Source organism: Streptomyces sp. Ncost-T10-10d (assembly GCF_900091955.1).
Taxonomy (GTDB): domain Bacteria; phylum Actinomycetota; class Actinomycetes; order Streptomycetales; family Streptomycetaceae; genus Streptomyces.
In genome coordinates this window covers 1-13,949 of record NZ_FMDF01000116.1, presented here as the reverse complement: position 1 = coordinate 13,949, position 13,949 = coordinate 1, and the positions used below count along the sequence as shown (strand labels likewise).

The 13,949-nt window shown below is 70.4% G+C and carries 14 protein-coding genes and 2 pseudogenes; 6 read left to right on the top strand and 10 right to left on the bottom strand.

Features of this window, described 5'->3' with window-relative positions:
- Together GA0115254_RS19035 and GA0115254_RS19030 are read right to left on the bottom strand one after the other, a co-directional pair.
- Positions 1-280: pseudogene (locus GA0115254_RS19035) on the bottom strand (hypothetical protein); the annotation flags it as partial.
- Positions 281-662: 382 nt separating this feature from the next.
- The gene (locus GA0115254_RS19030) at positions 663-977 is read right to left on the bottom strand and encodes a hypothetical protein (RefSeq protein WP_093896508.1); all 315 of its coding nucleotides are present in this window, start codon (positions 975-977) and stop codon (positions 663-665) included.
- A gap of 437 nt (positions 978-1,414) precedes the next feature.
- Here GA0115254_RS19030 and GA0115254_RS19025 point away from each other — a divergent pair, with 437 nt between their 5' ends.
- Positions 1,415-2,308 carry an endonuclease/exonuclease/phosphatase family protein gene (locus GA0115254_RS19025; protein WP_256102666.1) on the top strand — a complete coding sequence of 298 codons (894 nt, stop codon included), beginning with the start codon at positions 1,415-1,417 and terminating at the stop codon, positions 2,306-2,308.
- A 144-nt stretch (positions 2,309-2,452) separates the two neighbouring features.
- On the opposite strand, the gene GA0115254_RS46210 is transcribed toward GA0115254_RS19025, so the two are convergent.
- Both GA0115254_RS46210 and GA0115254_RS46205 read right to left on the bottom strand, forming a co-directional pair.
- On the bottom strand, positions 2,453-2,929 hold the full coding sequence (locus tag GA0115254_RS46210) for an AfsR/SARP family transcriptional regulator (RefSeq protein ID WP_256102665.1): 477 nt from the start codon (positions 2,927-2,929) through the stop codon (positions 2,453-2,455).
- Positions 2,930-3,078: 149 nt separating this feature from the next.
- Entirely contained in the window at positions 3,079-3,273 is a 195-nt protein-coding gene (locus tag GA0115254_RS46205) for an AfsR/SARP family transcriptional regulator (RefSeq protein ID WP_256102667.1), read from the bottom strand.
- Positions 3,274-3,434: 161 nt separating this feature from the next.
- Between GA0115254_RS46205 and GA0115254_RS19015 the strand changes: the two genes are divergently transcribed.
- A complete protein-coding gene (locus GA0115254_RS19015) occupies positions 3,435-3,800 on the top strand; it encodes a hypothetical protein (RefSeq protein ID WP_093896506.1) in 366 nt (121 codons plus the stop codon).
- A 5-nt stretch (positions 3,801-3,805) separates the two neighbouring features.
- Positions 3,806-4,165 carry a hypothetical protein gene (locus GA0115254_RS19010; protein ID WP_093896505.1) on the top strand — a complete coding sequence of 120 codons (360 nt, stop codon included), beginning with the start codon at positions 3,806-3,808 and terminating at the stop codon, positions 4,163-4,165.
- A 214-nt stretch (positions 4,166-4,379) separates the two neighbouring features.
- On the opposite strand, the gene GA0115254_RS19005 is transcribed toward GA0115254_RS19010, so the two are convergent.
- From GA0115254_RS19005 to GA0115254_RS18990, 5 genes and pseudogenes are all read right to left on the bottom strand, one after another.
- Complete coding sequence (locus GA0115254_RS19005) at positions 4,380-4,658, bottom strand: hypothetical protein (RefSeq protein ID WP_093896504.1); 279 nt, start codon at positions 4,656-4,658, stop codon at positions 4,380-4,382.
- A 209-nt stretch (positions 4,659-4,867) separates the two neighbouring features.
- Positions 4,868-5,022 (bottom strand): annotated as a pseudogene (locus GA0115254_RS46200) (ISAzo13 family transposase); the annotation flags it as partial.
- Between the two features lie 232 nt (positions 5,023-5,254).
- On the bottom strand, positions 5,255-5,776 hold the full coding sequence (locus GA0115254_RS19000; protein WP_093896503.1) for a hypothetical protein: 522 nt from the start codon (positions 5,774-5,776) through the stop codon (positions 5,255-5,257).
- A gap of 125 nt (positions 5,777-5,901) precedes the next feature.
- Positions 5,902-6,771, bottom strand: a complete 870-nt coding sequence (locus GA0115254_RS18995) for a hypothetical protein (RefSeq protein ID WP_093896509.1) — start codon at positions 6,769-6,771, stop codon at positions 5,902-5,904.
- The gene (locus tag GA0115254_RS18990; protein WP_093896502.1) at positions 6,768-7,382 is read right to left on the bottom strand and encodes an ABC transporter ATP-binding protein; all 615 of its coding nucleotides are present in this window, start codon (positions 7,380-7,382) and stop codon (positions 6,768-6,770) included. Before GA0115254_RS18990 ends, GA0115254_RS18995 begins: the two co-directional genes overlap by 4 nt.
- A 399-nt stretch (positions 7,383-7,781) precedes the next feature.
- Here GA0115254_RS18990 and GA0115254_RS18985 point away from each other — a divergent pair, with 399 nt between their 5' ends.
- Together GA0115254_RS18985 and GA0115254_RS18980 are read left to right on the top strand one after the other, a co-directional pair.
- Complete coding sequence (locus GA0115254_RS18985; RefSeq protein ID WP_093896501.1) at positions 7,782-9,158, top strand: NAD(P)-binding domain-containing protein; 1,377 nt, start codon at positions 7,782-7,784, stop codon at positions 9,156-9,158.
- A gap of 25 nt (positions 9,159-9,183) precedes the next feature.
- The gene (locus GA0115254_RS18980) at positions 9,184-10,404 is read left to right on the top strand and encodes a wax ester/triacylglycerol synthase domain-containing protein (RefSeq protein WP_093896500.1); all 1,221 of its coding nucleotides are present in this window, start codon (positions 9,184-9,186) and stop codon (positions 10,402-10,404) included.
- 62 nt (positions 10,405-10,466) lie between these two features.
- Here GA0115254_RS18980 and GA0115254_RS18975 read toward each other — a convergent pair whose 3' ends face one another.
- Positions 10,467-11,783 (bottom strand): wax ester/triacylglycerol synthase domain-containing protein, encoded by a 1,317-nt coding sequence (locus GA0115254_RS18975; protein WP_093896499.1) that lies wholly within the window; start codon positions 11,781-11,783, stop codon positions 10,467-10,469.
- 972 nt (positions 11,784-12,755) lie between these two features.
- Here GA0115254_RS18975 and GA0115254_RS18970 point away from each other — a divergent pair.
- A complete protein-coding gene (locus GA0115254_RS18970) occupies positions 12,756-13,937 on the top strand; it encodes an SDR family oxidoreductase (protein WP_093896498.1) in 1,182 nt (393 codons plus the stop codon).
- Positions 13,938-13,949 lie beyond the last annotated feature (12 nt).

Here is a 13,949-nt window from a genome sequence, read left to right as displayed (position 1 = left end):
CCTCGCGGGCGGCCCGCGCGCCCAGCTCGCGCAGCGCCTGGGGCTCATCGACGCGGGCGGCGATCCGGGCGGCTTCGCGCAGCTCGGCTTCCCGGGCGGCGGCGAGCTCGGCGTGGACGACGTCGTCGGAGTCCGGGGCGTAGACCGTGCCCGGAGCCGCAGCGGGGAGCAGTTGGTCCATGCGCTCCCACTCCGCGAGCTCTGCGCGGCCGTGGTCGTCGTCAGCCAGGTGCTCGTGCCGCGAGTCCCGCCGCGCGTCGAACCGGGCGCCGGCGGTCATGCCCCTCGCGCGGCGGCGCGAGGCGCCCGTCCAAGGTCTGTTGCGGAAGTTGATCTCGGTTGTGAACGATCGCTTCTCGTGGGAGTGATCTGACGAACGGCCAGTAAGCCCGGCTGGAGCCATTGTCGCCGAAGAGTGCCAAGCCGGGCCGTCCGCCGGTGTGGACCGACTGCAGCTGATAGACGGCATACGGTGGCGGTGAGCCTGGATGCCGCGGACTCGGCCGGCCTGCCTCGGGGCACCGATTGTTGCCGACCACCAGAAACGGCCGCAGCCGTTCCCACTCGGTATCCGTCAAGTCAACCAGCCCGCTTCTGGAACAAGGACCCACAGGCCACACAGTCACGTGATCGAGCGGGCAGGCTCTAACGGGGCACCTCTGTCAGGGCGTGCCACCGCCCTGCCGAGTACCGCCCGTGCGATAGCTCACCATCATCACGATGAGGCCGGTCAGCAGCAGCGCGCTGCCGCTCAGCGCCCCCCACTGGCGGGTGTCGGGGTCGCTGGGCACCCAGAAGAAGACCTGTTGCGAGCACAGGGCGAAGGCAGCCACCAATTGACCCAAGCCGTAGAGGCGAGGGTTCTGGACCGGCCGCCGGTTCGTGGGGAGCATCCAGCCACGCGTAATCCCTGCTACGCCAGAGGCGGCGAAGAGCGACGCCATCAGGACAACAGGTATGACGACGTAAAGCTTCACGGTCCCTCCCTGCGCACCGGACCCGCGCCGGACGCCATCGCGATCATGACACGCCCTCATACCAGCAGGAAACCACCAGAACCACTGCCTGCCCAGATACGTATCAAATTCCTACTACGCGTGGAAGACGGTGTGTACACCGTGGCCGTTGACGTGAGTGCCGGTGCGGCGGGAGGGGGTGGGCCGTCTTCTCAGCGCGGGGCGTAGGACGCCGCACGCGCTTGCGGAAAATTGAAACTGATTCACCTGGTGGCTCGTCTTGGAGACCGAGGCCAAGTCGATGGGAAGCCATGGTGGAGCAGGCGCGGGCGGGCAGCGGTGCCACGTCGACGGTAGAGGCAGCAGTACCCTGGCGGGCACGGCGCCGGGCGGGGCGGTGGGCTCGGGAGGACGCGAGGGGCCGGTCGACCTGGAGGCGGGGGCGGGTACTCGCAGCGATCGTGGTGCTGACGGCCGGGCTGCTGGCGTTCCACCGGGCCGTGCCCAACTCCGTGGGCCGCCTGGGCAGTCTGCTGGAAGCGTTCCTGCCTTGGCTCGGCCTGGTGGTCGTGGTGCTGCTCGGCGTGGCGCTGCTACGCCGTTCGGCCGCCGCGCTGGTGGCCCTGCTCCTGCCGGTGGCGGTCTGGATGTACCTCTTCGCCGGGCTGTTCCTGTCCGGGGCGGAGCCCGGCGCGCACGACCTGGTCGTGGTGCAGCACAACGTCAGCGACGAGAACACCGACCCGGCGGGCACGGCCCGCGCCCTGGCTGACGCCGAGCCCGATCTCATCGCGCTGGAGGAGCTGGTGCCCCCGGCACTGCTGGTCTACGAGAAGACCCTCGCCTCGGACTACCCGTACCACGCAGTCCGGGGCACCGTCGGACTCTGGTCGAAGCATCCGCTCACCGATGCCCGGCTGTTGGACATTAAACCCCCGGGGATCGCGGAGGCCTGGAGTCGCGGACTGCGGACCGTGGTCCACACGCCGCACGGCGAGATCGCGGCGTATGTCGCGCACCTGCCCTCGGTCCGCGTCCGGGCGAGCGGCCTCGCATCCTCCTGGCGCGACGAGAGCGCCGGCCTGCTGGGCAAGGCCATCGCCACCGAGAAGCTGAAAGCGGTGATCCTGCTGGGCGACCTCAACAGTACGGTCGACGACCGTGGGCTGGCCCCGCTGACCTCACGGATGAACGTGGCTGAACGGGGCTTCGCCTTCAGCTTCCCCGCCGCCCTCCCGCTGGCCCGGATCGACCAGGTCATGGCCCGCTCGGCGACCGTCGACCAAATTCGCACCTTGCCCGCCACCGGCAGCGACCACCTGCCGGTCGCCGCCCGGATCACATTGGGCTGAAGGAACGGTCTCGGTGGCAACAAGCCTGTGCATGTGCCAACTAGCGTGCTCGGCACGACCGGAGGCCGGGAGCACCCGGCCTCCGGCGTCTCGCGAGCAGTCGAGCTCCACGTAGTCGAGTCGGTGAACTCCACGGGAAGCCCGTCAGCGCGGCGGCCGCGGCTCGCAGGCCACGTCCGGTAGTCGAGTCCTGACCGGCCTTCCGTAGCGTCGCCATCGGGCATACGGGGGACTTTGAGTTGGATTGCGGGCCTGCCGGGAGACCAACTTCGCGCCGTCCAGCGCCAGAGCGGCGGCGCTCTGGGTGTGGGAGCGCTGCCTGCTGCACCCGCGGTTGCTGCACCCGCGGACCGAACCGGTACACGTACGCCAACCCGGCGGTCGCCCCCGCCCGGTAGGTCGGTCCGGATGCGCCTCGGCCCGGGCCACCAGTTCGCTCACCATCCGATCACGCTGTGCCAAGCGTAATCGGACGTCGGCCAAGTCCAGTTGGGCGGCCAACCGCTCGCCGTCGAGGGGCTGGCGCTGCGCGTTGAACCACGGGGTGTCCACTCCGGCGAACGCACTGCCCCGCCACAGCCCCAGCGCCTGCCGCCACAGCACCTCCGCCTGCTCGTCCACAGCCGCCCGTCGGGCCCGGTCCGACAGGTCCCGGACGCAGTGCGCGTCCACCAGCGAGGAATCGACCGTGAGCCGGTAGCCACCGCCCCGCTCGCGTGCGATGGCCCTGCCGTCACGGCCAGTACGGAGCGCGGCCGGGAGATGTAGCCTTACAGGTTCCTGCGACCGAGCGACGGTTCGGCGTCCCCCCACACCCGATCCACCAGCGTATCGAGCGACACGGCGCGGTCCGCGTCCACGAGCGGTGCCGTCAGCACACGCTGTTGCATCGCGTGCCCGACATCGACCAGGACCCCGTCGCGCCGAACCTTGATGCACCCCAGGATCCCGAAGCACGTGCCCATCACACCCCCTCGTCATGCCCTCGCCCGTCCGCATGCCACACCGTGAGCACCACCGACCAGTGCTTCAAGGCACATTCAAGCTTTTCCCAGGGTTTCCCAATGCCCGCCCAGGCACGGTGTGTGGCCAGCACACAGATGGCTCATTCATCGAGGGAGAAAGCATGGCAAAACGCATCGTCCAAGCGCTTCTGGTCTCTGCATCGGCCGTCGAAGCGCTGATCATCACCCCCGCCCAGTCCAACGCGGCAGCCGCCGCCTGTCCGACTCCGCCCACCGTGGACGGGTTCTACGGATACCAGGGAACCGTGAAGAGCAGCACGCCGCTGCGGACCGGACCCGCGAGCACCTGCAGCGGCCGCTACATCAGCGGGGCCGTGGCGGTGAGCTGCTGGTACGCGAACAGCGCCGGAAACATCTGGTACGCCACCATGCACTACGGGACGCTCCAGGACGGCTGGGTCTACGGCGGCAACTTCACCGAACTGAACATGACCCTCAACGACGAGAACTACTGCGACGGTTGGTGATTCGCATGATGCGCAACGTTTCCCGGTTCACGGTGGCCGCCGTCGGCGCGGCCGCGACGGTCCTCTGGTTCGCCACGTCGGCGCAGGCCGACGCGGTGGTGGACAACGGATACGCCAGGGGCGGCTTCATCGGCTACGGCGACAAGATCTGGGTCGAGCACTACGAGGGGCGCACCAGTTCCGTCGAGTGGTACACGGACTACGGACGCTCGGGCTCGTGCAGCGTAACCGTCCCGGCTGTCAGCAAGACCTGCAACTACGACATGCGCGAGGACGGCACCATCACCCTCTGGATCTGCACGACGGGCCCGGGGATCGGTTCCGACGAGTGCAGCATCGCCGTGACCGACCGGATCAACAGCTGAGCCCAACGGTCGGACGCCGGCGAACGGTCCGGGTGTCACGGGGGCACCAGGGCTGCCCAACGCGGGATGCGATCGAAGACGACCCATATCTGTAGCCGGAAGACGTCTCGGGCCAGACCGCGCTCGCCTGGGTGGCCGACAGGAATTCCGAGACGAGGAGGCGCTGGTCGGTGACCCCGGATTCGCCGGCCCGAAGGCGCGGCTGGATGGGAGCTCAGCCGTGGCTCCTGCTCCATCTCTCGGCATGACGCGGGGCCCGGTTGTCTCTGGCCTTGGTCTTTGAGTGACGGGTCCGCCGCTTTGTGGCGGCGGACCCGTTGTTCTCCCAGAGCCGGCGCCATTCGTCGCCGGCCTGGTCGGTCTGGTGGACGATCCGTTCTGCGGCCGCGGGAGCGGGCCACACCTGAAGCTGGTACACCTCGACCGGGTCGTCGTCCGGGCCGAGACCGTCCTTGGCACGTCCCTCATCACGGCCGCGGGCACGGACACGCACGCGGTAGCTTCCCGGTCCGTTGGGGCAAGGCCGGGCAGGTCCTCGGCTTCGCCGTCCTCCCAGAAGGTGACAAGAGCCACTGCGAAGCCCAGCCGGTTCGCCCCCGACTTGTTCCACAGCCGCTTCATGTCGCCTTCGAGCAGCGTCCAGACCTCGACCAGCGTCAACAGTTCAGGTCGCAGCCCCGTATCCACCTCGGCGGCTTTCTAGCGCCCGCCTCCTCCGAGGCGGCGGACCCGACCCACCGGGTCCGCCCCCGCATCCCACTCGTCGACGCCCTTGCGGACGGTGGTCTCGCCGGCTTCGGCCGCCTGCGCGACGGCCCGGCTCCCGCCGTGTCCCGGGCCTCGGCCCCCGTCAACAGACGGCGCCGGCACTCGTCCAGGTGCGGAAACAACACCGCGAATCCCACAGGCGCGGTCTCGTCTGGAGCTTCCGTACCGTCGACCAGGGCTACGACCACGGCCTCGACACCCTTGCGTGCAGCTACGGAGTCGACGGCCGACCGAGGCCGTCGGGTCGGACGACGGACGGAAACGCCAGGCGACAGAATAGAACGTCGGACGGCGGACGGGGGCGTCATCCGACGGGTCTCGCTACCAGCCGGCCTTTACCCCGTTGTAGGCCTTACGGCAGTCGGCGTTGGTGGCCTCCACGGCGAGCTTCTGCATGGCGTTCTGCCAGACCTTCTTGGCCACTTTCTCCAACTCCCGTGTCTCGGCGGGGATGTTCGGGGCGTACTTCTTGATCGTCCCGATGGCGGAGGTGGTGAACTTGTTGCACGCGGGTCCGGCGGCGTTCCGGTAGCGGGTGTCCAGGTCCGTGGCCACCGCTTGGCCGTTCTTGGTGGCCCAGTTGTTCCAGGCCGCGCACCCCTTCTCGGTGAAGGCCTGCTGGTCGGCCTCGCTCAGGTTCCCGACCTCGTTCAGCATGGCGCTCTGGACCTTGTCGGGGACCGTGAAGTCCGCGACGGGGAACTTGTCGAGGGTTGTGAGCAGCGCTTGCTGACACGCGGGCGGCAGCGGAGCCGCCTGCGCGGAGGCGGGGAAGGCCAGGGCGGAAGCGGACAGAAGAGCCGCGGTGAGGACCGTGCTCCGGACGGTACGCGAAAGGGTCATGGGGATGGTGCTCCTTGCATGAAGAATATGGTGGTCAGGCGACGAATCAGCGCCCGGTTGCAGAACGATCTCCGGCTCCCGCAGGTCACGGCGGCTGGCGGGTCAGATGGCCGGTGGCCCGCCGGTCAGGTGAGTCGTACGCGCTGTGCGACTGCTCCGGGCTCCGGCGTGTGCTCGGGCGCGCCCGCGTTGACAACGGGCCCGGAGTGGTCCGGGGTGCGTTGCTTCCGTTCCGGTGGGAGTGCGTCGCGGGTACGGCGGCGGAAGACCATGAACCCGGCCAGCGCCGCCCCCAGGAGCCAGAGCAACTGGATCGCGAGGCCCTGGGCCACCGGCGCGGTGGAGAAGGCCGCGGACATGCTGGCCTGCACGGCTCCGTACGACGGCAGGAAGCGCACGACGGCGCTGTCCGACCCGGAGCTCGACAGGGGGTTCTGCAGGGCGACGTCGATGATGCTGATCATCAGGATGGCGAACATGCCCTCCACCTCGCGGCGGAGCACCGAGCCGAAGACCACTCCGAGCGCGCCGTAGGTCAGGGCGGCGCAGAACAGCGCGGCAGCGAGCATGAGGGGCTGTCGGGGGGACCAGGCGAAACCGGCGGCGGCCGTGGCGTATGCCGCGACGGCGGCGCAGACCAGGGTGAGCGCGGAGAGCTTGGCGAGGACCAGGTGGTGGCGGGGGTACCCCGCCATGGCCAGGCGCCGGTCGAAGGCACCGCCCGTAAAGGTGGCGGCGAACATCATGAACCCGGCGATCAGGGTGACCGCGTTCAGCGCGCCGGTGATCTGGGTGAGGTGATTGCCGGGCGGGGTCAGGACCTCGCCCGTGGCCCGCAGCCGGAACGGCGCCGGCCGGTCGGGAATGGTCACGTAGGCCAGGGCGATCCACACGGGGATGTACAGCACCACCAGCAGCATCGCGAACCGGTTGCGGGCGTGACCGATCAGCGCATACCGGGAGGCCGTGGTGAACAGGGACCAGTGCCGCCTCATGCCGCCGCCTCCGAGCACCGGTTCTGGCGGTGGAGGCGCCCGTCCTCCAGGCGCCACAGCTCGTCCAGCCGGTCGATGTCGTACGCCAGGTGCGAGACGACCAGCACCGAACGTCCGGTGTCGCGCAGCCTTGTCGCCAGCTCCCAGAAGCGCAGGTATGTCTCCCAGTCGAAGCCCTGGTAGGGCTCGTCGAGCAGCAGCACGTCCGGGTCGTGCATGAGCGCGAGGGTCAGGTTCAGCTTCTGCCGTGAGCCGCCGCTGAGCAGACCCGCGCGCTGGTCGAGGTATTCGGTGAAGGCCAGGGTCTCCATTGCTTCCTCGGCTCGCCGCAGATCCGCCAGCCCGAAGGCGTGCCGGAAGAAATCCAGGTGCTGGCGGACGGTGAAGGAGTCGTCCAGGACCACGGACTGCGGGCAGTAGCCGAACCTGCCGCTGTGGTGCACCGAGCCCCGGTCCGGCCGGAGTTCACCGGCGAGGATCCTCAGCAGCGTCGTCTTGCCGGCGCCGTTCTCCCCGACGATCCCCGCGAGGACTCCGGGCCGCAGCCGGAGGTCGACGCCCCGTAGAACGGCGTGCTGCCGGTAGGAGTGGTGCACATCTGTGACGTCCATCGCGCTGCTCCGTCGTGCCAGGTCTTCCGGATGACCACGGAAGCGGTACGCGTCTTCCGATGGGTGGCGGAACCGGTCCGCCCGTGCCCAACGAGCAGGCAGCGCAACGGAAACGGCGCCAGGAGCGCTTCCATTTCACGGCGTCAATCCGGCGCACACCGCGTCACACGTGCGGCGGCTTTGCCGGCGGAAACGGGTTTCGGGGCGACCGGGGCGGCTAGCGTGGCCAGAACTGGGCGGTCGGCGGGTCCGCCCGGGTTCCGCCCCGGTCCGCAGGTCAGGTACCGGGCCCGGGCGTTCAGGTCCGCCTGTCTCTGACGCAGTCGCCGCGCCCCTCTGGCGGTCCCGTCCACGTGGATGCCGGAGATGTCACGCACGCACGAGGAAGGTCGGTCAGTCATGCGGAGAACATGCGTCATCGGCGCCGGCCCGTCCGGCCTGGCCGCGAGCAAGGTCCTTGCCTCGCGGAACGTTCCGTTCGACTGCTTCGAGGCCGGGTCGGGCATCGGCGGACTCTGGCGGTACGGCAACGACAACGGCATGTCGGGGGTGTACGCCTCCCTGCACGCGAACATCTCGAAGGAGAGCATGTCCTTCTCCTCCCTGGCCATGCCGGAGGCCTACCCGGTCTTTCCGCACCACAGCATGGTCCTGGGCTATCTGGAGGACTACGCCGCGTCGTTCGGCCTGCACCGACACATCGTGTTCGGTACGAGGGTCACCTCGGTGCGGCCCCTGGACGACGGCGGCTGGGAGGTGGTCTGCCGGAGCCGTGGCGGCGTGGCCGAGGAGACGCGGCGCTACACCGAGGTGGTGGTGGCCAACGGGCACCACTGGGATCCGCGCCTCCCGGCCCCCGCCGTGCCCGGCGCCGAGGAATTCGGGGGGACCGCGATCCACTCGCACGACTACCGCACCCCTGACCCCTACGCCGGTCGACGGGTGCTGGTGATCGGCATGGGCAACTCCGCGTGCGAAATCGCGGCGGAGATCTCGCGCACGGCGGCGCGGACGTTCCTCTCCGCGCGCGACGCGGCCCAGGTGTTCCCCAAGATGCTGCTCGGCCGTCCGGCGGACCATCTGGTGTGGAGCCCGCTGTCCGATCTCCCGCGATTCCTCAAGGATCCGGCATTGCGGCTCCTCCTGCGGCTCACCCGCGGTGCCCCGGCTCGTTACGGGCTCCCCGAACCGGTCCGCGGACCGCTCGCGGGCCATCCCTCCACCTCCGACGAACTCCTCGCCCAGCTGGCCCGGGGCGCGGTCACACCGAAGCCCGGCGTCAATTCGTTCGGCCGGGACACAGCGGTCTTCAGGGACGGCAGCCGTGAATCGGTGGACGCCGTGGTGTACGCCACGGGCTACAGGATCTCCTTCCCGTTCCTGGAACCCTCCGTGTTCGCCGCCGCGGACGGCCGCACGGAGCTCTATCTGCGCACGGTCCCGCCCCGCATCCCCGGGCTCTACTTCATGGGGCTCGCGCAGCCCTCCGGTGCGGCGTTCCCGCTGCTCGAACCGCAGGCGGAATGGATCGCCGAGCTGATCGAGGGCGCGGTCGCCCTGCCGTCGCCGACGGACATGACGCGGGCGATCGCGCGCGAGTGGTGCCGCCATCGCAAGACGTACGTGTCCAGCTACCGCCACGGGATCGAAATTGACTTCCGCTCCTACCGAAGAGCCCTCCGCCGGGAACGCCGAGCAGGCAGGCGTCGCGCACGCGTCGGCGTCCCGGCCCTGCCCGCCGTGGCCGGCCCCGCCCCGGCGGCCGACGCCTTGTGATCCGCTCAGCCAGGTGTTCCACCGGATGTCCGGCACGCACCAGTTGGCGGTGGGGTGGGCGGTGCGCTTCCGTGGGGAGCCGCCCTCACCGGACGCCCTGCGTCGGCACGTACGGGCCAGGCTCGCGGACCTTCCTACGCTGACCCACCGTGTCGAGGAGGGTCAGGAGCCTCGTCCCTGCTTCGTGACCGTCCCGGATCTCGACCTGCGTCAACATGTACACGATCTACTCGTGACGGATTCCCGGGAGCAGTGGCAGAACTGTCTCCAGGAAGTGCTGATGCGGCCGTTGCCGGCCGCACCCCGCCCGCCCTGGGACCTCTGGCTGATTCACGGGTACACCGATACCACCGGTCTGCCCGAGTACGTGCTGGTGTTCCGCATCCACCACGCTCTGGAAGACGGCGCGGGGCACCACTTCGTACTGCGGACGCTGTTCACCCCGCGTGTCGCACCGCAAAGGCCGCCCGGTGTCCAGGACACGTCTCCGCCCGCCGGCAGCGGGGGGCGGGTCTCCTCCCGTGCCGTGCTGGGCATCATGAGCGACGTCGCCCGGAGTCTGCGGGGCAGCGGCACCTGGTCCGTGTTGCGTCGGCCGCCGACGGGGAAACTCGCCACGGCCGTCGGGACGGTGCAGACCCGGCGGCTGCTCGCTGTCTCCCGGGCTCTCGGTACCGACGTCAGCGCGGTCTTCCTGACCGCGCTGACCGGGGCGATGCGGGCTGTCGCCCTGGCCGAGGAGGAGCGTCCGGCTCCCCTCACACTCCTGTGGCCCCTGTCGGTCCGGACCGGTGGCGAACGGGGCGCGGTGGGCAACTTCCTCACCATGGTGCGTCTGCGGCTGCCCTGTGAGGAGTCCCTTCCTCTGCGCCGTCTCGCCTCTCTCTCACGTCAATTGGAGCCCGGGCGCGTCGAACGAAGGATGCACACCTCCCGCGCTCTCCTGCGGCGTGCGCCGCGTCCGGTGAGCCTCGGCACACTGCGGCTGCTCATGCGTCCGCGCCACGCCTCCCTCACCGGCACCTATTTCCCCGCGGCCGTGCCACAGCCGGTCCTCGGTGAGGCACGGTTGGACGGCGCGCTCGGGCTGGGCGCTCCCCTGCCCGGTCAGCTCTGTCATATGACGCTGCTCAGGTACCGGGCCGAGTGCACACTCTCCGTCGTCCACGACACGGCCTTCGCCCGCGGCGCGGACCTCCCAAGGCTGTGGCTGACGGCCCTGACGGAGCTCGAAGCGGTGGTCTGACACAGACGGCTCGGCCCGGGGCCGCACCCGAGCGATCGGTACGGCCCCCGGCGCCTCCGCATTCACACCGGCGCAGAGGTTCTCTCCAGTTCACCCACGGCCTGCTCCCACAGTTCCGGAAGCAGCCCCCCGAGCGGAAGGGCGCGGTCAGCCACGAAGGACGACTCGGTCCAGTCGCCGAAGAACGACAGGCCCACTCCGAAGAGGTGCCCGGGCACGAGCAGAGGGAGCAGGGCGACGCCCGTCACCGGGCTGTCCCCCAGGCTTCCCTTGTCGGCGACCGGCATGGACGTGGCCATGACGTCGGTGACGCGCGGGGAGAGCATCCTTCGCAGATACCACTCGGTCGGGCGGTCCGGCATGTAGTGGACCAGGTCCTGAATGGCCTGCCGCCAGGCCTCGCCCCTCAGTCTCCGGGTCGTGGCCATGACGTGCTCCAGTCGCCACAGGGGCGATTCGCCGTCCCGGGATCCGGTCCCGCGTTCCGGGGCGGTCCGCACGGGCAGCTCCAGCGGCAGGGCGAAGCAGCGGTTGCCCCAGGTCTGCTCCTCGTCCGGGCGGCGTGCGTCAATGGGCAGCAGCGCCGTCACCCGAGGAAGCGGTACGCCGGACCGGGCCGACCAGGCCGACAACGCCCCGGCGAGCGCGGCCAGATGGACATCGTGGGCCGATCCGCCATGTGCCGCGGCGATCCGGCGGAGGGCGTCCGCCGGTACGCGGCCCCGCCACAGCCGCCGCTCTCCCGTGGGGACGAAGGGGACGGCCGGACGGTGGCCGCGAACGGCGAGGGAACCGGCCAGGAACATGGTGGTCAGCCCGACTGCCATGCCCACCCGTCGGGGCAGACCGGCCAGGCGGCCCTTCCTCGGCACCGGGCGGGCCGAGGGCTCCCCCTCGCCCAGCATGGCCCGGAAAGTCATCGCGGCGGCCGAACCGTCCTGGCAGGCGTGGTGGAAGCGGTAGCACACGGCGTACTCGTCGGACACATGGCCGTGGACCAGCCAGACCCCCCAGTAGGTGCCGGGCGCGAACGGCGCGTCGAGCGCGGTGTGCAGGGCGGCGTCCCACCCTGCGGGGCCCTTTGCGACCACTTCATGGACGTGCCGGTCGACGGTGAAGTCCGCGTCCGGCCGCCACCGGGGGCGCCGTGAGCCGCCCTCGACCCGGCTCATGAGCAGCGGCAGCCGGCCCAGGCGTGAGCCCACGTACGCGCGGAAGTCCGCCAGGCTCGGGGGCGGACCGCTCAGGTACGCGACACCGCCGGCGTCCCAGCGGACGTCGGGGTGGTGGCGCTCCATGCTGAGGAACGCGCGGTCGACCGAGTGGGCGGGGTGGCCGGGGAAGGGAACGGACCGGGCTGACGGATCGGACACGGGCATCGGGGAACTCCAGTTCGTGTCAAGGGACAGGCAGGCGGGGCGAGGCCGGGCGCTCGGCCACCCCGACCGACCGGGACGGACCACCGATCGGAAGGGCCGCCGACCAGTGCGCGTCCGCAGCGACGCCGAACGCGTCACCTCGGCCTGAATAAGACCGACCGGAAAATGGGGGGTGGGAGAAGGAGCGGGGCTGGGTGCGTGCAGCTGCAAGGCGGAGGATTGAGACAGATGGGGTCTCCCCTGCTCGAGCGCAGCCGAGAGCTTGGGGAAGGAGCCATGGTGATTGACGACAACGCGGCAGATGCGCGTGCCCAGCCCCGCGACGCCACCCCCCATTTGCCGGTCGGTCTAAGTACGGTTTATATCCGGCCGCGGTGAACGGCCGTACTCGCCCGCAGCCTCCGACGTACGCGCTCCCCTCCTGCCCCACCGGGCTCGACGCCCGTCACCGCCCGCCCACGGGGACGCGGAGCCGCCCGGGACCGCCTTCCGGCCACCGCCCGCGAGATCACCCGAAAGGGGGACGGTCCTCCGGGCGGCGCGCTCGGTCCCGGCTGCTTCGGTTGCGTCCGTACGGCCGAGCGCCCCGGCTCGCGGCGGGAGCTCCGACGAGCCGTCCGGGACGCACACGGACCGTGGCGTGGGTACTTCATTCGGGTGAGCCGGTGGGATCGGGTACTCCATCACCGTCCGCCGTCTGACACTGTGTGCCGTGCGCCAGTGGTCATCAAGCCCAGGAGAGGGCCTGAGCAGCCCGGGCGGGGCCGGAGGAACCGGGGGACCGGCGAACGCCCGTTGCACCGGGTCGGCCGGACGAGTTCGGGCCGCGCACGCCGCGGCCGCCGGTGTCATGCCGCGCCGTGGGACGGTCGGCTACATCTCGCCTCCCCGGCTGCCGCAACGACCCCGGCGTTCACCGCCCTCGCACGCGGTAGTGGTCCTGTCCCTTTCGGAGCCCTTGGAGCCAAGGTCATGCACGTCGCCCTCACCGGCGCCACCGGATTCCTCGGACTGCGCCTGCTGCGCCGTCTGCTCGACACGCACCGGTCGGTGACGGTCCTGGTCCACGCGGGGTCGGGTGACGCGCTGCACCGCATCACCCGTTTCTTCGCACTGACCGGCGTGCCCGAGCCGTTCGTCGCCGAACTCCCCGGCCGGCTGCGGGTGGTGGAGACCGAGTTGGAGCAACCCGGGCTGGGGCTGTCCAGGCGCGCGTTCCAGGAGTTGGCCGACGGTCTCGGCGCGATCTGGCACAGCGCGGGCAGCATCAACCTGGAGGGAGACCTTCCCGAGCTGCGCCGGACCAACGTCGAAGGAACCCGGCATGTACTGGGGTTGGCCGCCGCCGGACGCGAGAGACCCGTGGTTCACCACGTGAGTACCGCTTTCGTCGCCGGAAGCCGGCGTGAGGGGGTGGCGTACGAGGACGAACTGGACGACGCGTACGGCTTCGAGAACGCCTATGAACGCTCCAAGTACGAGGCGGAGGTGTTGATCCACGCGTGGTCGCGGGAGCACCGCCGCCCGGTCGTGGTGCTGCGGCCGAGCATCCTCGTCACGGACCTGCCGCCGCACCCGGAACTGCCCTCGCATCCGCTTCAGGTCATCGAGCGAATCCTGCGCGACGCGCGACGCACCGCCGGCCCCGGAAGCCCGGGCCACGACGGCGACGGACCCGACGCCCCCCACTGCACCGACCCGGGCGGCCGTCCCCGCGTCCGGTTGGTGGGTCATCCGGACGGCCGGCTGAACCTGATGCAGGTGGAGCACGCGGCCGAGGTCATGGTGCGGCTGGCCGGCCGGACGCCCTCGGGCGGAGTCGACACGTACCACGTCGTCCACGATCGCGACGTGCCCGTGCTGACGATCGCAACCCTGCTGGAACGGCTGGTCGAGTTGTCGATCGACCTGGTCGCCACGGAGCCGGACGACCCGTCGGCACTGGAGGCGCTGGTGGACTTCTACCCGGGTCTGACGGCCTACCTGACCCACCGACGGCGCTTCGACGACACCCGGGTCCGGGCCCTGCACGGGTCGTCGGCGGCCTCCGACCGGGTGGACCTCGACTACCTGTGGTCCGGCCTGGTCCCGAGGGACCGGGTTCCCGCCGGGCCGTCGCCCACCGCCGCCTTCCCGTCCGCCCGCTACGCCTGACCCGCACCCCCC